38 protein-coding genes are annotated in these 21,245 nt (G+C 32.8%); all 38 read left to right on the plus strand.

Annotation, left to right across the window (positions count from 1 at the left end; all coding sequences use genetic code 11):
• Positions 1 to 712 precede the first annotated feature (712 nt).
• The 38 genes from rpsJ to rpsI all read left to right on the plus strand — a co-directional run bounded on the left by rpsJ (position 713) and on the right by rpsI (position 21,116).
• Positions 713 to 1,021, plus strand: a complete 309-nt coding sequence (gene rpsJ, locus Q0W06_RS01740; RefSeq protein WP_002598903.1) for a 30S ribosomal protein S10 — start codon at positions 713 to 715, stop codon at positions 1,019 to 1,021.
• Positions 1,022 to 1,094: 73 nt separating this feature from the next.
• Positions 1,095 to 1,724: a 50S ribosomal protein L3 gene (gene rplC / locus Q0W06_RS01745; protein ID WP_297630522.1), complete on the plus strand. Its 630-nt coding sequence runs from the start codon at positions 1,095 to 1,097 to the stop codon at positions 1,722 to 1,724.
• 25 nt (positions 1,725 to 1,749) lie between these two features.
• Positions 1,750 to 2,370: a 50S ribosomal protein L4 gene (gene rplD, locus Q0W06_RS01750; RefSeq protein WP_297630524.1), complete on the plus strand. Its 621-nt coding sequence runs from the start codon at positions 1,750 to 1,752 to the stop codon at positions 2,368 to 2,370.
• Positions 2,370 to 2,663 (plus strand): 50S ribosomal protein L23, encoded by a 294-nt coding sequence (rplW, locus tag Q0W06_RS01755; RefSeq protein ID WP_297630525.1) that lies wholly within the window; start codon positions 2,370 to 2,372, stop codon positions 2,661 to 2,663. The genes rplD and rplW overlap by 1 nt, the downstream gene beginning before the upstream one ends.
• Before the next feature lie 69 nt (positions 2,664 to 2,732).
• A complete protein-coding gene (rplB, locus tag Q0W06_RS01760; RefSeq protein WP_297630527.1) occupies positions 2,733 to 3,566 on the plus strand; it encodes a 50S ribosomal protein L2 in 834 nt (277 codons plus the stop codon).
• A 66-nt stretch (positions 3,567 to 3,632) separates the two neighbouring features.
• Positions 3,633 to 3,908, plus strand: a complete 276-nt coding sequence (rpsS, locus tag Q0W06_RS01765; protein WP_297630530.1) for a 30S ribosomal protein S19 — start codon at positions 3,633 to 3,635, stop codon at positions 3,906 to 3,908.
• A 23-nt stretch (positions 3,909 to 3,931) separates the two neighbouring features.
• The gene (gene rplV / locus Q0W06_RS01770; protein WP_297630533.1) at positions 3,932 to 4,267 is read left to right on the plus strand and encodes a 50S ribosomal protein L22; all 336 of its coding nucleotides are present in this window, start codon (positions 3,932 to 3,934) and stop codon (positions 4,265 to 4,267) included.
• Between the two features lie 18 nt (positions 4,268 to 4,285).
• A complete protein-coding gene (gene rpsC / locus Q0W06_RS01775) occupies positions 4,286 to 4,954 on the plus strand; it encodes a 30S ribosomal protein S3 (RefSeq protein WP_297630536.1) in 669 nt (222 codons plus the stop codon).
• A 26-nt stretch (positions 4,955 to 4,980) separates the two neighbouring features.
• Positions 4,981 to 5,415: a 50S ribosomal protein L16 gene (rplP, locus tag Q0W06_RS01780; protein ID WP_002598895.1), complete on the plus strand. Its 435-nt coding sequence runs from the start codon at positions 4,981 to 4,983 to the stop codon at positions 5,413 to 5,415.
• Positions 5,415 to 5,630 carry a 50S ribosomal protein L29 gene (gene rpmC / locus Q0W06_RS01785; RefSeq protein ID WP_297630540.1) on the plus strand — a complete coding sequence of 72 codons (216 nt, stop codon included), beginning with the start codon at positions 5,415 to 5,417 and terminating at the stop codon, positions 5,628 to 5,630. Before rplP ends, rpmC begins: the two co-directional genes overlap by 1 nt.
• 23 nt (positions 5,631 to 5,653) lie before the next feature.
• Complete coding sequence (rpsQ, locus tag Q0W06_RS01790; RefSeq protein WP_297630543.1) at positions 5,654 to 5,908, plus strand: 30S ribosomal protein S17; 255 nt, start codon at positions 5,654 to 5,656, stop codon at positions 5,906 to 5,908.
• Positions 5,909 to 5,938: 30 nt separating this feature from the next.
• The gene (rplN, locus tag Q0W06_RS01795; RefSeq protein WP_002598892.1) at positions 5,939 to 6,307 is read left to right on the plus strand and encodes a 50S ribosomal protein L14; all 369 of its coding nucleotides are present in this window, start codon (positions 5,939 to 5,941) and stop codon (positions 6,305 to 6,307) included.
• Positions 6,308 to 6,322: 15 nt separating this feature from the next.
• Positions 6,323 to 6,637, plus strand: coding sequence for a 50S ribosomal protein L24 (rplX, locus tag Q0W06_RS01800; RefSeq protein ID WP_297630547.1), 315 nt, complete (start codon positions 6,323 to 6,325; stop codon positions 6,635 to 6,637).
• A gap of 24 nt (positions 6,638 to 6,661) precedes the next feature.
• Positions 6,662 to 7,201: a 50S ribosomal protein L5 gene (rplE, locus tag Q0W06_RS01805; RefSeq protein ID WP_297630550.1), complete on the plus strand. Its 540-nt coding sequence runs from the start codon at positions 6,662 to 6,664 to the stop codon at positions 7,199 to 7,201.
• A gap of 15 nt (positions 7,202 to 7,216) precedes the next feature.
• Complete coding sequence (locus Q0W06_RS01810; protein WP_297630553.1) at positions 7,217 to 7,402, plus strand: type Z 30S ribosomal protein S14; 186 nt, start codon at positions 7,217 to 7,219, stop codon at positions 7,400 to 7,402.
• A 32-nt stretch (positions 7,403 to 7,434) separates the two neighbouring features.
• Complete coding sequence (gene rpsH / locus Q0W06_RS01815; protein ID WP_297630555.1) at positions 7,435 to 7,833, plus strand: 30S ribosomal protein S8; 399 nt, start codon at positions 7,435 to 7,437, stop codon at positions 7,831 to 7,833.
• Positions 7,834 to 7,894: 61 nt separating this feature from the next.
• Positions 7,895 to 8,434, plus strand: a complete 540-nt coding sequence (rplF, locus tag Q0W06_RS01820; RefSeq protein WP_297630557.1) for a 50S ribosomal protein L6 — start codon at positions 7,895 to 7,897, stop codon at positions 8,432 to 8,434.
• A gap of 21 nt (positions 8,435 to 8,455) precedes the next feature.
• Complete coding sequence (gene rplR, locus Q0W06_RS01825) at positions 8,456 to 8,815, plus strand: 50S ribosomal protein L18 (RefSeq protein WP_297630560.1); 360 nt, start codon at positions 8,456 to 8,458, stop codon at positions 8,813 to 8,815.
• A gap of 20 nt (positions 8,816 to 8,835) precedes the next feature.
• Positions 8,836 to 9,333: a 30S ribosomal protein S5 gene (rpsE, locus tag Q0W06_RS01830; protein ID WP_297630563.1), complete on the plus strand. Its 498-nt coding sequence runs from the start codon at positions 8,836 to 8,838 to the stop codon at positions 9,331 to 9,333.
• A gap of 12 nt (positions 9,334 to 9,345) precedes the next feature.
• On the plus strand, positions 9,346 to 9,525 hold the full coding sequence (rpmD, locus tag Q0W06_RS01835; RefSeq protein WP_297630565.1) for a 50S ribosomal protein L30: 180 nt from the start codon (positions 9,346 to 9,348) through the stop codon (positions 9,523 to 9,525).
• 17 nt (positions 9,526 to 9,542) lie between these two features.
• Positions 9,543 to 9,983, plus strand: a complete 441-nt coding sequence (gene rplO, locus Q0W06_RS01840; protein ID WP_297630567.1) for a 50S ribosomal protein L15 — start codon at positions 9,543 to 9,545, stop codon at positions 9,981 to 9,983.
• A gap of 2 nt (positions 9,984 to 9,985) precedes the next feature.
• Positions 9,986 to 11,266 carry a preprotein translocase subunit SecY gene (gene secY / locus Q0W06_RS01845; RefSeq protein WP_297630570.1) on the plus strand — a complete coding sequence of 427 codons (1,281 nt, stop codon included), beginning with the start codon at positions 9,986 to 9,988 and terminating at the stop codon, positions 11,264 to 11,266.
• Positions 11,267 to 11,290: 24 nt separating this feature from the next.
• On the plus strand, positions 11,291 to 11,935 hold the full coding sequence (locus Q0W06_RS01850) for an adenylate kinase (protein WP_297630573.1): 645 nt from the start codon (positions 11,291 to 11,293) through the stop codon (positions 11,933 to 11,935).
• A 1-nt stretch (position 11,936) separates the two neighbouring features.
• Entirely contained in the window at positions 11,937 to 12,683 is a 747-nt protein-coding gene (gene map / locus Q0W06_RS01855; protein ID WP_297630576.1) for a type I methionyl aminopeptidase, read from the plus strand.
• A gap of 73 nt (positions 12,684 to 12,756) precedes the next feature.
• Positions 12,757 to 13,038, plus strand: coding sequence for a KOW domain-containing RNA-binding protein (locus Q0W06_RS01860; protein ID WP_297630578.1), 282 nt, complete (start codon positions 12,757 to 12,759; stop codon positions 13,036 to 13,038).
• Positions 13,039 to 13,045: 7 nt separating this feature from the next.
• Positions 13,046 to 13,264 carry a translation initiation factor IF-1 gene (infA, locus tag Q0W06_RS01865; protein ID WP_297630581.1) on the plus strand — a complete coding sequence of 73 codons (219 nt, stop codon included), beginning with the start codon at positions 13,046 to 13,048 and terminating at the stop codon, positions 13,262 to 13,264.
• Between the two features lie 40 nt (positions 13,265 to 13,304).
• Positions 13,305 to 13,418: a 50S ribosomal protein L36 gene (gene rpmJ / locus Q0W06_RS01870; RefSeq protein ID WP_002509257.1), complete on the plus strand. Its 114-nt coding sequence runs from the start codon at positions 13,305 to 13,307 to the stop codon at positions 13,416 to 13,418.
• A 222-nt stretch (positions 13,419 to 13,640) separates the two neighbouring features.
• Positions 13,641 to 14,006, plus strand: coding sequence for a 30S ribosomal protein S13 (rpsM, locus tag Q0W06_RS01875; RefSeq protein WP_297630611.1), 366 nt, complete (start codon positions 13,641 to 13,643; stop codon positions 14,004 to 14,006).
• A 16-nt stretch (positions 14,007 to 14,022) separates the two neighbouring features.
• Positions 14,023 to 14,412 carry a 30S ribosomal protein S11 gene (gene rpsK, locus Q0W06_RS01880; RefSeq protein WP_297630614.1) on the plus strand — a complete coding sequence of 130 codons (390 nt, stop codon included), beginning with the start codon at positions 14,023 to 14,025 and terminating at the stop codon, positions 14,410 to 14,412.
• A 33-nt stretch (positions 14,413 to 14,445) separates the two neighbouring features.
• Positions 14,446 to 15,066 carry a 30S ribosomal protein S4 gene (gene rpsD / locus Q0W06_RS01885; protein ID WP_297630616.1) on the plus strand — a complete coding sequence of 207 codons (621 nt, stop codon included), beginning with the start codon at positions 14,446 to 14,448 and terminating at the stop codon, positions 15,064 to 15,066.
• A 78-nt stretch (positions 15,067 to 15,144) separates the two neighbouring features.
• Positions 15,145 to 16,092, plus strand: a complete 948-nt coding sequence (locus Q0W06_RS01890; RefSeq protein WP_297630618.1) for a DNA-directed RNA polymerase subunit alpha — start codon at positions 15,145 to 15,147, stop codon at positions 16,090 to 16,092.
• A gap of 12 nt (positions 16,093 to 16,104) precedes the next feature.
• Complete coding sequence (gene rplQ, locus Q0W06_RS01895) at positions 16,105 to 16,446, plus strand: 50S ribosomal protein L17 (protein WP_297630621.1); 342 nt, start codon at positions 16,105 to 16,107, stop codon at positions 16,444 to 16,446.
• A gap of 395 nt (positions 16,447 to 16,841) precedes the next feature.
• Positions 16,842 to 17,696 (plus strand): energy-coupling factor transporter ATPase, encoded by an 855-nt coding sequence (locus tag Q0W06_RS01900; protein ID WP_297630624.1) that lies wholly within the window; start codon positions 16,842 to 16,844, stop codon positions 17,694 to 17,696.
• Complete coding sequence (locus Q0W06_RS01905; protein ID WP_297630627.1) at positions 17,681 to 18,541, plus strand: energy-coupling factor transporter ATPase; 861 nt, start codon at positions 17,681 to 17,683, stop codon at positions 18,539 to 18,541. Before Q0W06_RS01900 ends, Q0W06_RS01905 begins: the two co-directional genes overlap by 16 nt.
• Before the next feature lie 15 nt (positions 18,542 to 18,556).
• Positions 18,557 to 19,357, plus strand: a complete 801-nt coding sequence (locus Q0W06_RS01910) for an energy-coupling factor transporter transmembrane protein EcfT (RefSeq protein WP_297630629.1) — start codon at positions 18,557 to 18,559, stop codon at positions 19,355 to 19,357.
• Positions 19,357 to 20,091 (plus strand): tRNA pseudouridine(38-40) synthase TruA, encoded by a 735-nt coding sequence (gene truA / locus Q0W06_RS01915; protein WP_297630632.1) that lies wholly within the window; start codon positions 19,357 to 19,359, stop codon positions 20,089 to 20,091. The genes Q0W06_RS01910 and truA overlap by 1 nt, the downstream gene beginning before the upstream one ends.
• A 168-nt stretch (positions 20,092 to 20,259) precedes the next feature.
• Positions 20,260 to 20,694 carry a 50S ribosomal protein L13 gene (rplM, locus tag Q0W06_RS01920; RefSeq protein ID WP_297630635.1) on the plus strand — a complete coding sequence of 145 codons (435 nt, stop codon included), beginning with the start codon at positions 20,260 to 20,262 and terminating at the stop codon, positions 20,692 to 20,694.
• Positions 20,695 to 20,723: 29 nt separating this feature from the next.
• A complete protein-coding gene (rpsI, locus tag Q0W06_RS01925; RefSeq protein WP_297630637.1) occupies positions 20,724 to 21,116 on the plus strand; it encodes a 30S ribosomal protein S9 in 393 nt (130 codons plus the stop codon).
• The last annotated feature ends 129 nt before the right edge of the window (positions 21,117 to 21,245 follow it).

Raw genomic sequence — 21,245 nt, forward strand, 5'->3', positions numbered from 1 at the left:
CTATCAGAGAAGGTGGAAGAACTGTAGGTTCAGGAGTTGTTACTAAAGTTTTAGCTTAATTTCTAAAATTAATAGCAATTTATATAGAAGAGTTAGGAAGACGTTCCTAACTCTTTTTTTTTATATAAAAATATAAAGTTTATAAGTAATAAAATAATGCGAATAGAGTCTGATTTCAAGAATAGAGAAGTTTATTAATATTAAAACCGTATGTTTAAAGAATTGAAAGAAGGTAAAGAATATAAAGAAGGATAAAAAAATTAAAAATTAAAAATTACTATAAATAAAGAATTGGTACTAAAAAGAAAAAGTTGAAATTTAAAAAGTGAGAAAAACAGTGTCTATTAAAAAGAAAATTTAAGAAGAAAAATAATATAAAGAATGAATAAAAAAAGTCTTGAAATTTTATTTAAATACATATAAAATAGAGAAAGCGACGAACAAGAATTGGATAAAAAATATTTATTCAAAAGGCTTGAAATACTTCTTATAAAATAGTATAATATAGAAGTTGTATAGCATGCGGCGAGGATTCAAGAGGTTGCCGGACTTCCGGGTAATTCTTGATGAGTATGTCAGGATCTAGAATCCGACGACAGGGATTTTATATTCTTTCCGTTTGATAAATTTTATGAAACACCAGGAACAGTTTATAGAATAACCGCTGTTGTACGTTAGAAGTAAAGCGTACATGAAAAGGAGGGAAACCGAGATGTCAAAACAAAAAATAAGAATTAGATTAAAGGCTTTTGATCACACTATATTAGATCAATCAGCTGAAAAAATCGTTGAAACTGCAAAGTCAACAGGAGCTAAAGTTGTAGGACCAGTTCCATTACCAACTGAAAAAGATGTTGTAACTATATTAAGAGCAGTTCACAAATATAAAGACTCTAGAGAGCAATTTGAAATAAGAACTCACAAGAGACTTATAGATATCGTTAATCCATCACCAAAAACTGTTGATGCATTAATGAGATTAAATCTACCAGCTGGTGTAGATATCGAAATCAAATTATAATATTATCAAATATTAAGACATTGAACTATTAAGATTGGTAACAATCCGCTAGTAGTTTGGGAGGTGTAAATACATGAAAAAAGCTATAATAGGTAAAAAAATAGGTATGACTCAAATTTTCGATGAAAATGGTAAAGTTGTTCCTGTAACTGTAGTAGAAGCTGGTCCATGTGTTGTTGTTCAAAAGAAAACTGTTGAAAAAGACGGTTATGAAGCAATACAAGTTGGTTTTGGAGACATAAGAGAAAAATTAGTTAACAAACCAAGACAAGGACAATTTGCTAAAGCTGGAGTTTCATTAAGAAGAACTCTTAAAGAATTCAGATTAGAAAATGTTGCTGAATACGAAGTAGGTCAAGAAATAACTGCTGAAGTATTTGCTGCAGGAGATAAAGTAGACGTATCAGGGGTTTCTAAAGGTAAGGGATTCCAAGGTACAATAAAAAGATGGAACGCTCAAAGAGGACCAATGTCACACGGTTCTAAGTTCCACAGAGCACCAGGTTCTATGGGAGCATCTTCAGATCCTTCAAGAACATTCAAGAATAAGAAAATGCCAGGACACATGGGTGCAGAAAATAAAACTGTTTTAAACTTAGAAGTAGTAAAAGTAATTGCTGATAAAAACTTAATACTAATTAAGGGTGGAATCCCAGGACCTAACAAAGGTACAGTAGTAATAAGAAATACAGTAAGAGCTTAATTTCTAGAAGAAAGGAGGAAGCAGGATGCCTACAGTAGGATTATTTAATAAAGATGGTAAAAAAGTTGAAGATATCCAATTAAATGATGGAATCTTCGGAGTTGAAATAAATGAAAATGCTATGCACCAAGTAGTTGTTGCATTATTAGCTAACAAAAGACAAGGAACTCAATCAGCTAAAACAAGAGCTGAAGTTAGAGGAGGCGGAATTAAGCCTTGGAGACAAAAAGGAACTGGTAGAGCAAGACAAGGTTCAATCAGAGCTCCACAATGGATCAAAGGTGGTATAGTATTCGCACCAAAACCAAGAGATTACAGAATGGCAATACCAAAGAGCATGAAGAGAGTTGCAATGCTTTCAGCTTTAACAACTAAAGTTCAAGACGGACAAATGGTTGTAGTTGAAGATTTAGCTTTTGATTCAATCAAAACTAAAAATGTTGTGAACTTCTTAAACGCAATTGAAGCTAAGAAAACTTTAATTATTACAGCTGAATCAAACGAAGTTGTTTATAAGTCAGCAAGAAACATTGAAGGAGTTGCAGTTATACCTGCAAACAACATCAACGTTTATGACTTACTTAAGTTTGAAAAAGTAGTTATGACTAAAGATGCCGTATCAAAAATTGAGGAGGTGTACGCATAATGAATTTAACAAGCCATGATATCATAAGAAAGCCTGTTATAACTGAAAAAAGTATGGCAGCAATGGCAGAAAATAAGTACACTTTCATAGTTCACATCAATGCTAACAAATCTCAAATAAAGAGAGCAGTTGAAGAAGTATTCAACGTTAAAGTTGCTGATGTTAAAACATTAAGAACTATGGGAAAAACAAAGAGAATGGGCGTTCACGTTGGAAAGAGAGCAGACTTTAAAAAAGCTATGATCACTTTAGCTGAAGGAAGCACAATCGAATTCTTCGAAGGAATGCAATAATAGCAGCCCATTAAGTGATTTATTGGCCCCATGAGCGGCCAGATAAGCTAATTCAAGGAGGGAATTTAAATGGCAGTTAAAACATTTAGACCTACCACTCCTTCTAGAAGAAACATGACAATGGCTACATTTGATGAGATTACTACAAGCTCACCAGAAAAGTCACTTTTAGTTTCTTTAAAGAAAACAGGTGGTAGAAATGCACAAGGTAAGATAACTGTTAGACACCATGGTGGTGGTGCAAAAAGAAAATACAGAATAATAGATTTCAAGAGAAATAAAGATGGAGTACCTGCAAAGGTTGCAACTATCGAATACGATCCAAACAGATCAGCATATATTGCTCTTGTTGTTTATGCAGATGGGGATAAGAGATACATAATCGCTCCAAACGGATTAAACGTTGGTGATGTTGTAGTATCAGGACCAGATGCAGATATAAAACCAGGAAATGCATTACAATTAATTAACATTCCAGTTGGTACATTCGTTCATAATATCGAATTACAAGCAGGAAAAGGTGCTCAATTAGTAAGAGCAGCTGGTGGATCAGCACAGCTAATGGCTAAAGAAGGTAAATATGCTACATTAAGATTACCTTCAGGAGAAATGAGATATGTTAGAATCGAGTGTAGAGCTACTATCGGTACAGTATCTAACCCAACTAACGATATCGTTAAGATTGGTAAAGCTGGAAGAAAGAGACACATGGGATGGAGACCTACAGTAAGAGGATCTGTTATGAACCCTTGCGACCATCCACACGGAGGAGGAGAAGGTAGATCACCTATCGGAAGACCTAGTCCTGTAACTCCATGGGGTAAACCAACACTTGGTTACAAAACTAGAAAAAATAAAAAATACTCAGATAAATTTATTATTAAGAGAAGAAATAGTAAATAGTATGAAGAGAATACTAATTCTCTTCATGGCTGAGAATGTAAAAGTTCTGAAGGGAGGCAATATATAATGAGTAGATCAACTAAAAAAGGGCCATTCGTTCATGATAAACTAATAAACAAAATAGAAGAAATGAACGCTAATGGAGAAAAGAAAGTTGTTAAAACTTGGTCAAGAAGTTCAACAATATTCCCACAAATGATTGGACACACAATCGCTGTTCATGATGGAAGAAAACACGTACCTGTTTATATATCAGAAGATATGGTAGGTCACAAACTTGGTGAATTTTCACTAACTAGAACATTCAAAGGACATGATGATAAAACATCAAAAAGAAAGTAGTACCCTGGAAAGGAGGAACATAAATGGAAGCTAGAGCTATAGCTAAGTATGTAAGAATGTCTCCAATAAAGGTAGGAGCTGTTCTTGATTTAATAAGAGGAAAGAATGTTAAAGAAGCTTTTGCTATCTTACAATACACTCCAAGAGAAGCAGCAGTAGTAATTAACAAAGTGTTAAAATCAGCTGTTGCCAATGCAGAAAATAATTTTGCATTAGATACTGACAAATTAGTAGTATCTGAAGCGTTCGTAGGTCAAGGTCCAACTTTAAAGAGATTTAGACCACACGCTCAAGGAAGAGCATTCAGAATCAACAAAAAAACAAGCCATATAACAATAGTTGTTAAAGAAAGAGCTTAGAAGAAGGAGGGAAACGAAGTGGGTCAAAAAGTAAATCCTCACGGACTTAGAGTAGGAGTTATCAAAGGCTGGGATGCAAAATGGTATGCTAATAAAAAAGATTTTGCTGACAACTTAATTGAAGATAACCAAATAAGAAATTTTGTTAAAAAAGAACTTTTCACAGCTGGTATTTCTAGAATAGAAATCGAAAGAGCTGCTAAAAGAATTAAGTTAAATATACACACTGCTAAGCCTGGTGTTATAATTGGAAAAGGCGGATCAGGAATTGAAGCTTTAAAGAAAAAATTAGTTCAATTTACTGCAGGTAGAAACTTACTAATCAACATCGTTGAAGTGAAAAATGTAGAAAGAGATTCTCAACTAATGTCTGAAAATGTTGCAGCACAATTAGAAAAGAGAATATCATTCAGAAGAGCTATGAAACAAACTATCCAAAGAGCTATGAAGCACAATGGAGTTAAAGGGGTTAAAATAGCTTGTTCAGGAAGACTAGGTGGAGCAGAAATCGCTAGAACTGAACAGTACCATGAAGGTACAATTCCACTACAAACTTTAAGAGCTGATATTGACTATGGATTTGCAGAAGCAGATACAACATACGGAAAAATCGGAGTTAAAGTTTGGGTTTATAATGGAGAAGTTCTTCCAACTAAAAAAGTTGAAAAGGAAGAAACTAACGCATAGGACGCATCGGAAAGGAGGAATAAATCATGTTAATGCCTAAAAGAGTTAAGCATCGTAAGGTACAACGTGGTAGAATGAAGGGTAAAGCTACAAGAGGAAACTTTTTAGCTTATGGTGATTACGGAATACAAGCTACAACTTGTGGATGGATCACTAGTAACCAAATAGAATCTGCCAGAATTGCTATAAATAGATATATCAAAAGAGGAGGAAAACTTTGGATAAAGATCTTCCCGGATAAGCCAGTTACTGAAAAACCAGCTGAAACAAGAATGGGTTCAGGTAAAGGTTCACCAGAATACTGGGTAGCAGTAGTTAAACCTGGTAGAGTATTATTCGAACTATCAGGAGTAAATGAAGAAGTTGCAAGAGAAGCTATGAGACTTGCATCACACAAGCTTCCTGTAAAGACTAAGTTCGTTACAAGAAGAGATTTTGAGGAAATGGGTGGTGAAGAATAATGAAGGCTAAAGAATTAAAAGAATTAAGAGCAAGTAATCCTCAAGATTTAAAGGCTAAATTAGGAGAATTAAAAGCTGAGTTATTCAACTTAAGATTCCAATTAGCTACAGGACAATTAGAAAATCCTATGAGAATAAGAGAAGTGAAAAAATCTATAGCCCAAATAAAAACCATCTTAAGACAAGAAGAGTTAAGGGCTGTTGAACAACAGTAATTACTGGAAGGAGGTACGCCCTAATGGAAAGAGGTTTAAGAAAGAAAAGAATTGGTAGAGTTGTTTCTGATAAAATGGATAAAACTATCGTAGTTGCAATCGAAACTAAGGTTAGACATCCACTATACGGAAAAACTGTTAACGTAACAACTAAATTCAAAGCTCATGATGAAAAGAATGAAGCAGGAATTAATGATAGAGTATTAATAATGGAAACAAGACCATTATCTAAAGATAAAAGATGGAGACTTGTTGAGATAGTTGAAAAAGCTAAATAGTAGCTTTGTGACTGAAAGGAGGGTAATTCAATGATACAACAACAAACTAGACTTAAAGTTGCTGATAATTCAGGTGCTAAAGAAATCATGTGTATCAGAGTTTTAGGTGGTTCTAAAAGAAAGTATGGTAACATTGGAGATATAATCGTTGCTAGCGTTAAAAGTGCAACACCAGGCGGAGTTGTTAAAAAAGGTGACGTAGTTAAAGCTGTTATCGTTAGATCAGTAAAAGGAATGAAAAGAGCAGACGGTTCATACGTTAAGTTTGACGAAAATGCTGCTGTTATAATAAAAGATGATAAGCAACCAAGAGGAACTCGTATCTTCGGGCCTGTTGCAAGAGAGCTAAGAGATAAAGAATTCAATAAAATCTTATCATTAGCACCAGAAGTTCTATAAGAGGAGGTGGCTGATTTGAAAATACACGTTAAAAAGAACGACACAGTTATGGTTATATCAGGAAAAGATAAAGGTAAAACAGGTGAAGTTTTAAAAGTATATCCAAAAACTGGTAAAGTACTAGTTCAAGGAATTAATATAATAAAGAAGCACCAAAAAGCAAGTAGAACGCAAGCTGAAAGTGCTATAATCGAAAGAGAAGCTGCTATAAATAGTTCAAAAGTTATGTTATATTGTACAAAATGCAAGAACACTACTAGAATTAGCAACAAAATCTTAGAAGATGGATCAAAAGTTAGAGTGTGCAAAAAGTGCGGAGAAACATTCTAAAAGGTTTGAAAGGAGGGCATTGATATGACAAGACTTCAAGATAAGTATGAAAAAGAAATAATTCAAGCAATGATGGAAAAATTCACTTATGATAACATAATGGAAGTTCCAAAACTTGAGAAGATAGTAATTAATATGGGAGTTGGAGAAGCTAAAGAAAACCAAAAGGTTTTAGAATCAGCAGTATCTGACTTAACTTTAATAGCTGGGCAAAAGCCAATATTAACAAGAGCTAAAAAATCAGTTGCTAACTTTAAAATAAGAGAAAACATGGCATTAGGATGTAAAGTTACATTAAGAAAAGCAAATATGTATGAATTTGCGGACAAATTAATGTCAATTGCTTTACCAAGAGTTAGAGACTTTAGAGGAGTTTCAAGTAAGTCATTTGATGGTAGAGGAAACTACTCTCTAGGAATTAAAGAACAATTAATATTCCCAGAAATTGAGTATGATAAAATCGATAAAGTTAGAGGAATGGATATAATCTTCGTTACTTCAGCTAAGACTGACGAAGAAGCAAGAGAATTATTAAGATTCCTTGGAATGCCATTCGCTCAATAATAAGGAGGGAAACTTATGGCACGTAAAGCAATGATAGAAAAATGGAATAAAGAACCTAAGTATAAGACTAGAGCTTATACTAGATGCAGAATCTGTGGAAGACCACACTCTGTATTAAAGAAATTTGGTATTTGCCGTATCTGCTTTAGAGAACTTGCATACAAAGGACAAATCCCTGGTTGTAAAAAAGCAAGTTGGTAATACTGAAGATATAGCGAAAGGAGGCACAATAAATGGTTATGACAGATCCAATAGCAGATTTGCTAACTCGTATAAGAAATGCAAATGCTGTTAAACACGAAGTAGTTGAGGTACCTTCTTCAAACGTAAAGAAGGCCGTTGCAAATATATTATTACAAGAAGGATACATCAAAGAAATAGATGAATATAACGATGGTGTAGTTCCAATGTTAAGAATAGCTCTTAAATATGGAGCAAACGGTGAAAAAGTAATCACTGGTCTTAAGAGAATATCAAAGCCAGGATTAAGAGTTTACTGTAAAAAAGACGAAACTCCTAAAGTACTTAACGGTTTAGGAATAGCTGTAATATCAACTTCAAGAGGAATCATGGTTGATAGAGACGCTAGAACTAACCAAGTAGGTGGAGAAGTTCTTTGCTACGTTTGGTAGTATAAAATTTTAGAGATTAAGTTAAATTTATATAGATATATAAAATACAGGAGGTGCAATTATGTCAAGAGTAGGTAGATTACCAATAGCTATTCCTGCAGGCGTAACTATTACTGTAACACCAGAGAACGTTGTTACTGTAAAAGGGCCAAAAGGTGAGTTATCTCAAGCTATGAACGCTGACATTAATGTAGCAGTTGAAAACAACGAAGTAGTTGTTACTAGACCTAGTGATATTAAAGAGTACAGAGCTCTTCATGGATTAACTAGAGCGTTAATAAACAACATGGTAATTGGAGTTGAAAAAGGATTCCAAAAGACATTAATATTAAACGGTGTTGGATATAGAGCTCAAAAACAAGGAAACAAACTTGTAATGAACCTTGGATATTCACATCCAGTTGAAATAGAAGCAGTTGAAGGCGTAGAATTTGAAATACCAGAAACTACTAAAATAGTTGTTAAAGGAATCAACAAACAAAGAGTTGGTGAAGCAGCAGCTAAGATCAGATCATGGAGAAAGCCTGAACCTTATAAAGGTAAAGGAATTAGATATGAAAACGAAGTGATCAGACGTAAAGAAGGTAAAACTGGTAAGTAATAAAAGAAAGGAGTGATTTTTATGTTCAAGAAGGTAGACAGAAAATCAAAAAGACTAAAACGTCACCTTAGAGTACGTAAGAAAGTTTTCGGTACTCCTGAAAGACCAAGACTTTCAGTATACAGAAGTGAGAAAAACATATATACACAAATTATTGATGATATAAATGCTATAACTTTAGTTTCAGCTTCAAGCTTAGAAAAAGATTTCTCAGCTAAAGGTGGAAATAAAGAAGGCGCTAAATTAGTAGGTGAATTAGTTGCTAAAAAAGCAATTGAAAAAGGATTAACTGAGGTAGTATTCGACAGAGGTGGATATGTATACCATGGTAGAGTTCAAGCATTAGCTGAAGGCGCAAGAGAAGCAGGACTTAAATTCTAATCAAACAAGGAGGGAAATCAATGAGAATCGATCCTAGTACACTAGACCTTAAAGAAAAGGTTGTTAATATAAATAGAGTTACTAAGGTTGTTAAAGGTGGTAGAAACTTCAGATTCGCAGCTCTAGTAGTTGTTGGAGACGAAAACGGACACGTTGGAGTTGGTATGGGAAAATCTATCGAAATACCTGAAGCAATCAAAAAAGGAATAGAAGATGCTAAGAAAAACTTAGTTTCAGTTTCTGTAGTTGGAAACACTGTTCCTCACGAAATACATGGTATGTTCGGAACAAGTGATGTTCTAATAATGCCAGCTAAAGAAGGTACAGGGGTTATTGCTGGAGGACCAGCAAGAATCGTACTTGAATTAGCAGGATTAAAAGATGTTAGAGCGAAATCATTAGGTTCAAACAATCCAAATAACATGGTTAAAGCAACAATCAGCGGATTAGCTAACTTAAGAGCAGCAGACGAAATTGCTAAATTAAGAGGTAAATCTGTTGAGGAAATATTAGGTTAGGGGGAAAACGCAATGGCTAAATTAAGAATAACATTAGTTAAAAGCTTAATAGGTAGAAAAAAAGAACATATTGCTACTGCTAATGCCCTAGGACTTAACAAGATCGGTAAGACAGTAGAACATGAGGGAACTCCTCAAATAAATGGTATGATCAATAAGATAAGCTACTTAATTAAAGTAGAAGAAATATAAGAGGAGGTGCACTTAGTATGAAACTTCATGAATTAAAACCTGCTGCTGGTAGCAGAAAAGCTCCAAAAAGAGTTGGTAGAGGTACTGGTTCAGGTTTAGGAAGAAACGCTGGTAAAGGTGAAAAAGGACAAAACGCTAGATCAGGCGGTGGAGTTAGACCTGGATTTGAAGGGGGTCAAATGCCTCTATACAGAAGACTTCCTAAAAGAGGATTCACTAACATCTTTGCTAAGAAAATCGTTAGCATAAATGTTGACAGATTAAACATCTTTGAAAACGGAACTGAAATTACTCCAGAATTATTACTTGAAACTAGAGTAATATCAAAAGTTCTTGACGGAGTTAAAATTCTTGGTAACGGAAATTTAGAAAAGAGTCTAACTCTTGTAGGATGTAATTTCTCAAAAACTGCTAAAGAAAAAATCGAAGCAGCTGGAGGAAAAGTTGAGGTGAAATAATAATGCTATCAACCCTACGTAATGCCTGGAAGGTTCCAGAATTGAGAAAAAGATTTTACTGGACAATATTTTTAGTAGCAATTTTCAGGATAGGAAGTCAAATTCCTGTTCCTGGGATTAATACTTCATATTTACAGCAAATGGCTCAATCTGGTAGCTTATTAGGTTTCTATGATTTAATATCAGGAGGAGCCTTTAGTAAATTTAGTATTTTTGCATTAGGAGTAATGCCTTACATTAATGCATCTATTATTATGCAATTGTTAACAATTGCAATTCCACCATTAGAACAACTTTCGAAAGAAGGGGAAGATGGTAGAAAAAAAATACAGGATATAACTAGATATGCTTCAATAGCTATATCTATAATTCTTGCAGTTGGAATGTATATTACAATTTCAAGAATACCTGGTGCAACTTTAGGGATAAGTGATCCTGAAATAATGATCGTTATATTAGCTCTAATAGTTGGTGCTACATTCTGTATGTGGTTAGGAGATCAAATAACTGTTAAAGGATTTGGTAATGGTATTTCAATACTAATCTTTATAAACATTATTTCAAGATTACCTTCCGAATTTAGTTCATTAATAATGCAAAAACAACAAAATGAAATCAGCATAGTTGAAATAGTTATATTTGCTGTTGCTGCACTTGTTGTATTAGGTTTAGTAATATACTTCTCTCTAGCAGAAAGAAGAATTCCAGTACAATATGCAGGAAAAGCAGTTGGAAACAAAATGACAAAAGCTCAATCAACTCACATACCTTTAAGTATTGTTGGTTCAGCAGTTATTGCAATTATCTTTGCAATGTCAGTTATGCAATTTCCACCAACTATAGCAGGATTTTTCCCAGATAAGGCTTGGTCTATCTGGATAAGAAGTAATAGTATGAGCATATTTAATCAACAAACATGGATGTATCCAGTTGTTTATGCCATATTAACTATTTTCTTCACATGGTTCTATACTCAGGTAACTTTTAAACCAGATGAAATGTCAGAGAACTTACACAAGTCTGCTGGATTTGTACCTGGAATAAGACCTGGAGAGCCAACTACAGAATACTTTGAAAAAGTTTTAAATAGAGTTTCTGTTATTGGTGGTTTATTTGCGGCTATTTTAGCTGTAATGCCAATATTGGTTTCAAATTATACGTCTATTAAGGGTGTACAATTTGGAGGAACAGCACTTCTAATTGTTGTAAGTGTTGCTTTAGACTTTATGAGAAGACTTGAGTCTCAACTAGTAGTGAGACATTACAAAGGATTCCTTAAATAAGAATAGATAATGGAGATGATGCCGGTGAAGATTATATTATTAGGTCCTCCTGGAGCAGGTAAGGGAACACAGGCAAAATCAATTAGTAATAGATATTCTATACCACACATATCAACAGGAGATATTTTTAGAAAAAATATTTCTGAAAACACTCCTTTAGGTATAGAAGCTAAAAAGTATATGGATGGTGGGCAATTAGTTCCAGATTCAGTTACTATTGATATGGTAAAAGATAGACTTCAAGATGATGACTGTAAAAAAGGATATTTATTAGATGGATTTCCAAGAACAGTTAATCAAGCTGAAGCATTACAAGAATTCTTAGATAGTAGAAACGAAAAGTTAGATACAGCTTTATGTATAGAAGTACCTAGTGAGTTTATACTTGAAAGAATGACTGGTAGAAGAGTTTGTCCATCATGTGGAGCAAGTTATCATGTTAAATTCAATCCAACAACGGTTGAAGGAAAATGTGATGTTTGTGGAAGTGATGTTATACAAAGAAAAGACGATACAGTTGAAACTGTAAAGGAAAGACTGGATGTATATGAAAGACAAACACAACCACTAATTGATTTTTACAGAGAGAAAAGTTTACTTTCAACTGTTGATGGCACACAAGCTATTAATTTAGTATTTGAAAGTATATGCAAAGTTTTAGGGGAATAAGATGATTTTTTTGAAAAATGATTCTGAAATTTCTAAAATGAGAGCTGCAGGAAGAATAGTAGGAGAAACTCTTTTACTATTGGAAAAAAATATTAAACCTGGAATAAGTACTGCAGACTTGAATAAAATCGCAGATGATTTCATAGTGAGTAGGGGAGCTAAACCTTCTTTTAAAGGATTATATGGTTTTCCAGCAGCATTATGTATTTCTATAAATGATGAGATTATTCATGGAATACCAGGAAAATATATTCTGAAGGATGGGGATATAGTTAGTGTTGACTGTGGAGCTTATTTAGATGGGTTTCATGGAGATGCAGCTAGAACTTTTCCTGTAGGAAATGTAACAGAAGAAGCCAAAAAGCTTATCGAAGTTACAAGACAATCTTTCTTTGAAGGCATAAAGTATGCTAAAAAAGGATATAGATTATCAGATATATCACATGCAATACAGAGTCATGCTGAGGCTCATGGGTTTTCAGTTGTTAAAAATTTTGTAGGGCACGGGATAGGCAGAGATCTACATGAAGATCCTGAAGTACCTAATTTCGGAAATCCGGGTAAAGGTCCAATCCTGAATAATGGCATGGTTTTAGCAATAGAACCGATGATAAACGTTGGATCATTTAGAACAAAAACCTTAAAAGATGGATGGACAGTTGTAACCAGTGATGGAAGCCTATCAGCACATTACGAGAATACAATTGCAATATTACCAGATGGACCCGAAATATTAACACTAATTTAAAAAGTGAGTGTTTCTTAGTTATAAACGAGCAGAAATGCAGTTTATATCTAAGGTAATCATCGAGGTGAATAATTTGCAGAACAATGACTTGATTGGAAAAGTGGTACTTTCTTTATCTGGTAGGGATAAAGATCATTTATATGTAGTTGTAGATTCTGACAAAGCCAAGAATTTATTACTAGTAAACGGAGATAATAAAACTATTAGTAATCCGAAAAAGAAAAATATTAAGCATTTATCTTTTATAGATGATATAGATGATGAACTTAAGACTACCATTATGGATAAAAAGAGAAATGCAGACTTAAGAATTAAGAGATTTCTAAAATTAAGATACATTGTTAAGGAGGGTTGATTACCTTATGTCAAAAGCTGATGTTATAGAAATGCAAGGAGTGGTTTTAGAATCACTACCAAATGCTACTTTCGAAGTAGAACTAGAAAGTGGTCACAAGATCCTAGCACATATATCAGGAAAATTAAGAATGAACTTCATAAGAATTTTACCAGGTGATAAAGTTACAGTGGAACTTTCACCATACGATTTAAGTAAAGGTAGAATTACTTGGAGAGCAAAATAAGATAGCAAAATCTATCTAAATATTACAAGGAGGGTTAGCGATGAAAGTAAGACCATCAGTTAAGCCTATTTGCGAAAAGTGCAAAGTAATAAAAAGAAAAGGAAAAGTAATGGTTATCTGTGAAAATCCTAAGCACAAGCAAAAACAAGGCTAATATAAAATATTAGGCAAAAAATACAGATTAGGTATTTAAAATTAGTTGACTTTTTTTCAAAAGTCAAATATGATTATATAGGCATTTAATTCAATAATTAGATTTTAGGGCGGCTGACAATAGGGAAAAAAATCCACTATTGGCCTAAAATTTTATTATATATATTTTTTAAAATTATCGTAAGATAATATACATTTCAATTACCAGGAGGTGTAAATTTTAATGGCAAGAATAGCAGGTATTGACCTACCAAGAGAAAAAAGAGTTGAAATAGGTTTAACTTACATTTATGGAATCGGGTTACCTACTTCACATAAGATATTAGCAGCTACAGGAATTAGTCCTGATGCAAGAGTTAAAGATTTAACTGAAGATGAAGTTAATGCTTTAAGAACTTATATTAAGGAACTTACTATTGAAGGTGACTTAAGAAGAGAAATCGCTCTTAATATCAAAAGATTAATTGAAATTGGTTGTTATAGAGGAATGAGACATAGAAGAGGTCTTCCAGTAAGAGGACAAAAAACTAAGACAAATGCGAGAACAAGAAAAGGTCCTAAGAAGACAATCGCTAACAAGAAAAAATAGTTAAGGAGGGAAGGCAATGGCAAAGGTTAAAAAAACTAGAAGAAGAAAAGAGAGAAAAAACGTTGAGCACGGTGCTGCACACATCAAATCAACATTCAACAATTCAATAGTTACTTTAACAGATGCAGCTGGAAATGCATTATCATGGTCAAGTGCTGGAGCTCTAGGCTTCAAGGGATCAAGAAAAAGCACTCCATTTGCAGCGCAAATGGCAGCAGAAACTGCAGCTAAAGTAGCAATGGAACACGGATTAAAAAGCATAGAGGTTTACGTAAAAGGACCTGGATCTGGAAGAGAAGCAGCTATCAGATCTTTACAGGCAGCTGGATTAGAAGTAACTTTAATTAAAGATGTTACTCCAATTCCACACAATGGATGTAGACCACCAAAGAGAAGAAGAGTTTAGTACCGATTTAAAACAATAGGAGGTGTAAGTTTAATGGCAAGATATACTGGAGCTACATGTAGATTATGTAGAAGAGAAGGTATGAAGTTATTCCTTAAAGGGGATAGATGTTATACAGATAAGTGTGCTTTTGTAAGAAGAAGTTACGCACCAGGACAACACGGAGCAGCTAGAAAGAAATTATCTAACTACGGTGTACAACTAAGAGAAAAGCAAAAAGCTAGAAGAATATACGGAGTGTTAGAAGGTCAATTCAGATCATACTATGAAAAGGCTGAACACATGAAAGGTATCACTGGTGAAAACTTATTAAAGTTACTAGAATTAAGATTAGATAACGTTATATATAGATTAGGTTACGGAGCTTCAAGAAATGAAGCTAGACAATTAGTTAACCACGGACATTTCTTAGTAAATGGTAAGAAAGTTGATATAGCTTCATTTAAAGTTGGAGTTAATGACGTAATTGCTGTTTGTGAGAAGAGCAGAGGAAGCGAAAAGTTCAAAACTTTCGTTGAAAATCCAAAGACTTTACCAAAATGGTTAGAAGCTAACGTTGAAAACTACGAAGGCAAAGTAGTTGCTATGCCAGAAAGAGAAGACATTGATGTACCAGTTAATGAAACTCTTATCGTTGAGTTATATAGCAAATAATTAAAGTATTTGTTTTAAACAGATATGAATCAGTTGCCCTCAGAATAGGTTGCCATTTTATAATATAGGAGGGTTCGTATGTTAGAAATCGAAAAGCCAATAATTGAATGTGTAGAATCTAGTGAAGATGGTACTTATGGTAAGTACTCAATTGAACCACTTGAAAGAGGATATGGTATTACTCTAGGAAATGCTCTTAGAAGAATACTATTATCTTCTTTACCAGGTGCTGCAGTTACTTCAGTAAAAATAGATGGAGTACTTCATGAGTTTTCTACTATCCAAGGAGTTAAAGAAGATGTTACTGAAATTATTCTTAACATTAAAGCTTTAGCTTTAAAGATGAATGGTGAAGGTCCTAAAACTATATATATAGATGCAAAAGGACCAGGTGTAGTTACAGGTGCTGATATAAAAACTGACGGAGATGTTGAAGTTGTTAATAAGGATTTACATATTGCAACTTTAGATAACGATGGAAGACTTTATATGGAGTTAACTGTAAATAGAGGAAGAGGTTATGTTACTCAAAATAAAAATAAGAGTGATGAATTACCGATATCAGCAATAGCTGTAGATTCTATATATACACCAGTTAAAAGAGTTAACTTTAAAGTTGAAAATACTAGAGTAGGTCAGATCACTGACTACGATAAGTTAACTTTAGAAATATGGACAGATGGTACTGTTAAGATTGATGAAGCTATAAGCTTATCAGCTAAAATCTTAATAGAACATTTTAAATTATTCATGTCATTAACTGATAACACTAATGATGTTGAAATAATGATTGAAAAAGAAGAAGACAAGAAGGAAAAAGTACTAGAAATGACTGTAGAGGAACTTGATTTATCAGTTAGATCATATAACTGTTTAAAGAGAGCTGGAATCAATACAGTTCAAGAACTTGCTCAAAGATCTATGGATGATATGATGAAAGTAAGAAATCTAGGAAAGAAATCCTTAGAGGAAGTTGAAAAGAAACTTAAAGAATTAGGTTTAAGTTTAAAATTAAGCGACGAGTAAGGAGGTAAATCCATGGCAAAACAACGTAAGTTAGGTCTTCCTACTGACCAAAGAAGAGCTATGTTAAGAGGTCTTGTAACTAGTTTTTTAAAGTATGGTAAGATTGAAACAACTGAAACTAGAGCTAAAGAAACTAGACGTATTGCTGAAAAAATGATAACTCTTGCTAAAAGAGGAGATCTTCATGCTAGAAGACAAGTTTTAGCATTCGTTCAAGAAGAAGTAGTAGTTAAAAATTTATTTGATAAAATAGCTCCACAATACACTGAGAGAAACGGTGGATACACTAGAATGATCAAAAAAGGTCCTAGAAGAGGAGACGCAGCTGAAATGGTTATACTTGAATTAGTATAATTTTTTCAGAAGGGATTAGGTTTTTACTTAATCCCTTTTTTGTATAAAAAAATATTATTACAAATAATGGAGAAAATATTAGGATATAAGTTAGGCAATTTAATTAAATAAAAATTAAATCTCAAATATTTATATTATATAATTTTAAAAGATAGATAAATTAGTATATAATAGTCTTGGATTATATGAACTAATAAAATATATAGTTGAATTTTATTAGTGAGTAAGATATTCTTAATATTAATTTGATTTTAAAATTAAAAAAAATCAAATTCATTAATAAAATTTAATTATTAAAATATTTAGAGTTATTTTGGGATAAAATTTAATTATTTAAAAATAGTTAGAGTTATTTTAAAATGAAAATTTAATTATAATTTTAATTGGAGGTATTTATGGCTAGTGAAGATATGATTAAATGTGAGAAATTATCTTTTAAATATACAGCTGATGAAGGCGATAATGTTGTAGAAAGATATGCAATTAAGGATATAGATTTAACAGTTGAAAAAGGAGAATTTTTAGTTGTCTTAGGACACAATGGATCAGGTAAATCTACTGTAGCAAAACATATGAATGCGTTGCTTATTCCAAGTAGTGGAGTAATATATGTAGATGAATTAGATACAAGAGATGAGAAGAATGTTTGGACTGTAAGATCTAAAGCGGGAATGGTATTTCAGAATCCAGATAACCAAATGGTTGCAACAATAGTTGAAGAAGATGTTGCCTTTGGTCCGGAAAATTTAGGAGTACCACCAGAAGAAATAAGAAGACGTGTTGATGAAAGCCTAGAAAAAGTGGGAATGACAGAGTATAAAAGACATGCTCCACATTTGCTTTCAGGAGGACAAAAGCAAAGAGTAGCTATTGCTGGAATACTTGCAATGCAACCAGAATGTATAATATTTGATGAACCTACAGCTATGCTAGACCCATCGGGTAGAAAAGAAGTATTGAAAAATATTAAAGAAATAAATGAAGAGTATGGAATAACCATTGTATTAATAACACATTACATGGATGAAGCAGCAGAAGCAGATAGAGTGGTTGTAATCGATGGTGGAAAAGTAGTTCTTGAAGGAAAACCAAAAAAAGTTTTTTCAAATGTAGAGAAAATGAAGGAGTTAGGATTAGATGTTCCACAAGTAACAGAAATAGTATATGAATTAAATAAATGTGGATTTAATCTTGATGAGGAAATATTAAATGTAGATGAAATGGTGGATGCGTTATGTCAATTAAAATAGAAAATTTAAAACATGTGTATATGCCAGGTAGTCCTTTTGAAAAAGTTGCACTTAATAATATAAATCTTGAAATAAAGACAGGAGAATTTGTAACTTTGATTGGGCATACTGGTTCAGGAAAGTCTACTCTAATACAACATATGAATGGGCTTTTAGAAGCAACAGAAGGAAAAATAATAGTTGATGGAGAGGATATTACAGCTAAGGGTGTAAAACTTGCTAATATAAGAAAAAAAGTTGGATTAGTATTCCAGTATCCTGAGTATCAATTATTTGAAGAAACAATAGAGAAAGATATTCAATATGGACCAAGAAACTTAGGTCTTGATGAAGAAGAAATATTTAGAAGAGTTAGAAGATCTATGGAAATGGTTGGACTTGATTATGAAAAATTTAAAGATCAATCACCTTTTGATTTAAGTGGAGGACAAAAAAGAAGAGTAGCAATAGCAGGAGTTATAGCTATGGAACCTACTACACTTATTTTAGATGAGCCTACGGCAGGATTAGATCCTAAAGGAAGAGATGATATATTAAAACAAATTCAAATTCTTCATAAAGAATATGGAATGACCATAATCTTAGTTAGCCATAGTATGGAGGATGTAGGAAGAATAGCTGAAAGAATAATAGTTATGAATAAGGGTGATATTACTCTTCAAGGAACTCCAGGGGAAGTTTTCAAGGAGATTGATACGTTGGAGGCAATAGGACTTGGAGTACCACAAGTAACTTACTTAGCTAGAAGACTAAGAGAAAAAGGATACCCAATTAAAGAAGAGGTATATACAATAGAACAATGTAAAGAAGAATTAATAAGAATTTTTGGAGAGAATAATGCCTAGAAGGGAGAAATATTTGTGTTAAAGGATATAACTATAGGACAATACATTCCAGGAGAAAGCTTTGTCCATAAATTAGATCCAAGAACTAAAATAATTATAGCAATATTATTTATAGCAATATTATTTATAATAAATAAGTTTGTTGGATATATTTTTATAGTAGCATTTTTAGCTGCAATTATAATAAACTCAAAAGTACCAGTTAAATTTATATTAAAGGGACTTAAACCAGTTGTATTTTTAGTAATTTTAACTTCAATTTTAAATATATTTATGATAAGAGGAACTGAAAGTACTTTAATATTTCATTTTAAATTTATATATATTTATAAAGAAGGGTTAGATACTGCTGCTTTTATGGCATTAAGATTAATATTCTTAGTTGCAGGCACATCATTATTAACGTTAACTACATCACCTATAGAGCTTACAGATGGAATGGAATACCTTTTAAGACCTATTGGGAAAGAGTTATCACATGAATTAGCAATGATGATGACAATCGCGCTTAGATTCATTCCTACGCTAATTGATGAGACTGATAAGATAATGAAAGCTCAAAAGGCAAGAGGAGCAGATTTTGATAGTGGTGGATTAATTAAAAAAGCAAAAAGTTTAATTCCATTATTAATTCCACTTTTTATAAGTTCATTTAGAAGAGCAGATGAATTAGCTATGGCTATGGAAGCAAGATGTTATAGAGGTGGAAGTGGAAGAACAAGAATGAAAAAACTTGCATTTACAAGTAGAGATATAGTAGCAGCTATAATATTTTTAGTTTTATTTGCTATAAGTATTGGAGTGAGATTTATATAATGAGAAATATAAAGTTAACTATAGAATATGATGGAACTAATTATGCAGGATGGCAAAAACAAAACAATGCAAAGACAATACAAGAAACTATTGAGAAAGCCTTAAGTAAAATACTTAAGGCTGAAATTTCGATTACAGGGAGTTCTAGAACAGATTCAGGAGTACATGCAAAAGGAATGGTAGCTAATTTTATTACAGATGCTAAAATACCTGCTGATAAGTTTAGAGAGGCTATAAATACTAAACTTCCAGATGATATTGCAATAATAAAATCAGAAGAGGTAGATTTAGAGTTTCATTCAAGATATTGTAGTAAAGGAAAAACATATTGCTATACAATTATAAATAGATATGAAAAAGCTGCATTGTATAAAAATTATATGTATCAGATAAAAGATAAACTAGGTTTAGAAGCTATGGAAGAGTGTTGTAATCTATTTATAGGTAAACATGACTTTAGTGCTTTTAAGACGACAGGAAGCTCTGTAAAAACATCAGAGAGAACCATAAGTGACCTGCATATAGAAAAAACAGAGGAATTTATAAAAATATATGTTACAGCAGATGGCTTTTTATATAATATGGTAAGAATAATAGTAGGAACATTAATAGAAGTAGGATTAGGAAAACGTTCATTAGCTACTGTAGAAAAGGCTATAAAAGAAGGAAATAGGGGCGATGCTGGATATTGTGTTCCACCAAATGGCCTTATTTTAGAGAAAGTTTACTATTAATATAAAAAAAATATATAAATTTGTTGACACGCCCGTAAGCGTGTATTATAATAATGTATGTTTGTTAGAATATTTATGTATTTGAGATCCATGAAACCTGGATCTTGACATAAATGCGGAACTTTATAAAAGTAAAGCACACAATGTAAGTTCAGGGAGGGAAATAAGATGAAATCATACATTGCAAAAGCACAAGATGTTCAAAAGAACTGGTACGTTGTTGACGCTGCTGGTAAGCCACTAGGAAGAGTAGCTAGCCAAGTTGCTTCAATATTAAGAGGTAAACATAAACCAACATTTACACCAAATGTTGACTGTGGAGATTTCGTTATCGTAATCAATGCAGAAAAAGTTGTTTTAACTGGTAAGAAGTTAGATCAAAAAATGTTAAGAAAGCACAGCTTATACGCTGGTGGATTAAAAGAAACTCCATACAGAGAAGCTTTAGCTAAAAAACCTGAATTCGTTTTTGAAGAAGCTGTAAGAAGAATGCTTCCAAGCGGAGTTTTAGGAAGAAAAATGTTAAAGAAATTAAATGTGTACAGAGGTGAAGAGCACGATCACGCAGCTCAAAAACCAGAAGTACTTGAATTAAAGTACTAATTTAAGGAAGCTCGGGAGGAGGAGTAATAATGGCAAAAGTTCAATACATGGGAACTGGTAGAAGAAAAAAATCAGTTGCAAGAGTAAGACTAGTACCTGGAAATGGGAAAGTTGTAATAAATAAAAGAGACAGTGAAAACTATTTTGGATTAGAAACTTTAAGAGTTATCGTTAACCAACCATTAGTTTTAACTGGAACTAAAGAAAAATTTGACGTATTAGTTAACGTTCACGGTGGTGGATTCACAGGTCAAGCTGGAGCTATCAGACACGGTGTTGCTAGAGCGTTAGTTAAATCAGACGAAGCTTTAAAATCAGAATTAAAAAAAGCAGGATTCTTAACTAGAGACCCAAGAATGGTTGAAAGAAAGAAATACGGCCTTAAAAAAGCAAGAAGAGCTCCACAATTCTCAAAAAGATAATTTGTTGGAACTTGTATGGAAAGAGCATTATATGCTCTTTTTTTTATGCCGAAAATTAAGTATAAAAGTTTAATAAAGTAAAAATTATGTAAAAGAGGGATTTTATATGGAAAAGTAAAAAAATGATTT

The organism is uncultured Clostridium sp., assembly GCF_947072515.1.
Taxonomy (GTDB): Bacteria; Bacillota; Clostridia; order Clostridiales; family Clostridiaceae; genus Clostridium.

Coding starts and splice junctions, on each gene's coding strand:
- rplF (WP_297630557.1), top strand. CDS start 7,895: ATGTCAAGAGTAGGTAGATTACCAATAGCTATTCCTGCAGGCGTAACT.
- secY (WP_297630570.1), top strand. CDS start 9,986: ATGCTATCAACCCTACGTAATGCCTGGAAGGTTCCAGAATTGAGAAAA.
- Q0W06_RS01810 (WP_297630553.1), top strand. CDS start 7,217: ATGGCACGTAAAGCAATGATAGAAAAATGGAATAAAGAACCTAAGTAT.
- infA (WP_297630581.1), top strand. CDS start 13,046: ATGTCAAAAGCTGATGTTATAGAAATGCAAGGAGTGGTTTTAGAATCA.
- rplP (WP_002598895.1), top strand. CDS start 4,981: ATGTTAATGCCTAAAAGAGTTAAGCATCGTAAGGTACAACGTGGTAGA.
- rpsD (WP_297630616.1), top strand. CDS start 14,446: ATGGCAAGATATACTGGAGCTACATGTAGATTATGTAGAAGAGAAGGT.
- rpmJ (WP_002509257.1), top strand. CDS start 13,305: ATGAAAGTAAGACCATCAGTTAAGCCTATTTGCGAAAAGTGCAAAGTA.
- rpsQ (WP_297630543.1), top strand. CDS start 5,654: ATGGAAAGAGGTTTAAGAAAGAAAAGAATTGGTAGAGTTGTTTCTGAT.
- rpsE (WP_297630563.1), top strand. CDS start 8,836: ATGAGAATCGATCCTAGTACACTAGACCTTAAAGAAAAGGTTGTTAAT.
- rplC (WP_297630522.1), top strand. CDS start 1,095: ATGAAAAAAGCTATAATAGGTAAAAAAATAGGTATGACTCAAATTTTC.
- Q0W06_RS01905 (WP_297630627.1), top strand. CDS start 17,681: ATGTCAATTAAAATAGAAAATTTAAAACATGTGTATATGCCAGGTAGT.
- rpsI (WP_297630637.1), top strand. CDS start 20,724: ATGGCAAAAGTTCAATACATGGGAACTGGTAGAAGAAAAAAATCAGTT.
- map (WP_297630576.1), top strand. CDS start 11,937: ATGATTTTTTTGAAAAATGATTCTGAAATTTCTAAAATGAGAGCTGCA.
- rplV (WP_297630533.1), top strand. CDS start 3,932: ATGGAAGCTAGAGCTATAGCTAAGTATGTAAGAATGTCTCCAATAAAG.
- rpsS (WP_297630530.1), top strand. CDS start 3,633: ATGAGTAGATCAACTAAAAAAGGGCCATTCGTTCATGATAAACTAATA.
- rplN (WP_002598892.1), top strand. CDS start 5,939: ATGATACAACAACAAACTAGACTTAAAGTTGCTGATAATTCAGGTGCT.
- rpsK (WP_297630614.1), top strand. CDS start 14,023: ATGGCAAAGGTTAAAAAAACTAGAAGAAGAAAAGAGAGAAAAAACGTT.
- rplW (WP_297630525.1), top strand. CDS start 2,370: ATGAATTTAACAAGCCATGATATCATAAGAAAGCCTGTTATAACTGAA.
- rpsH (WP_297630555.1), top strand. CDS start 7,435: ATGGTTATGACAGATCCAATAGCAGATTTGCTAACTCGTATAAGAAAT.
- rpmD (WP_297630565.1), top strand. CDS start 9,346: ATGGCTAAATTAAGAATAACATTAGTTAAAAGCTTAATAGGTAGAAAA.
- rplB (WP_297630527.1), top strand. CDS start 2,733: ATGGCAGTTAAAACATTTAGACCTACCACTCCTTCTAGAAGAAACATG.
- rplQ (WP_297630621.1), top strand. CDS start 16,105: ATGGCAAAACAACGTAAGTTAGGTCTTCCTACTGACCAAAGAAGAGCT.
- rplR (WP_297630560.1), top strand. CDS start 8,456: ATGTTCAAGAAGGTAGACAGAAAATCAAAAAGACTAAAACGTCACCTT.
- rpsJ (WP_002598903.1), top strand. CDS start 713: ATGTCAAAACAAAAAATAAGAATTAGATTAAAGGCTTTTGATCACACT.
- rplO (WP_297630567.1), top strand. CDS start 9,543: ATGAAACTTCATGAATTAAAACCTGCTGCTGGTAGCAGAAAAGCTCCA.
- rplD (WP_297630524.1), top strand. CDS start 1,750: ATGCCTACAGTAGGATTATTTAATAAAGATGGTAAAAAAGTTGAAGAT.
- rpsM (WP_297630611.1), top strand. CDS start 13,641: ATGGCAAGAATAGCAGGTATTGACCTACCAAGAGAAAAAAGAGTTGAA.
- truA (WP_297630632.1), top strand. CDS start 19,357: ATGAGAAATATAAAGTTAACTATAGAATATGATGGAACTAATTATGCA.
- Q0W06_RS01890 (WP_297630618.1), top strand. CDS start 15,145: ATGTTAGAAATCGAAAAGCCAATAATTGAATGTGTAGAATCTAGTGAA.
- rplM (WP_297630635.1), top strand. CDS start 20,260: ATGAAATCATACATTGCAAAAGCACAAGATGTTCAAAAGAACTGGTAC.
- rplE (WP_297630550.1), top strand. CDS start 6,662: ATGACAAGACTTCAAGATAAGTATGAAAAAGAAATAATTCAAGCAATG.
- rpmC (WP_297630540.1), top strand. CDS start 5,415: ATGAAGGCTAAAGAATTAAAAGAATTAAGAGCAAGTAATCCTCAAGAT.
- Q0W06_RS01900 (WP_297630624.1), top strand. CDS start 16,842: ATGGCTAGTGAAGATATGATTAAATGTGAGAAATTATCTTTTAAATAT.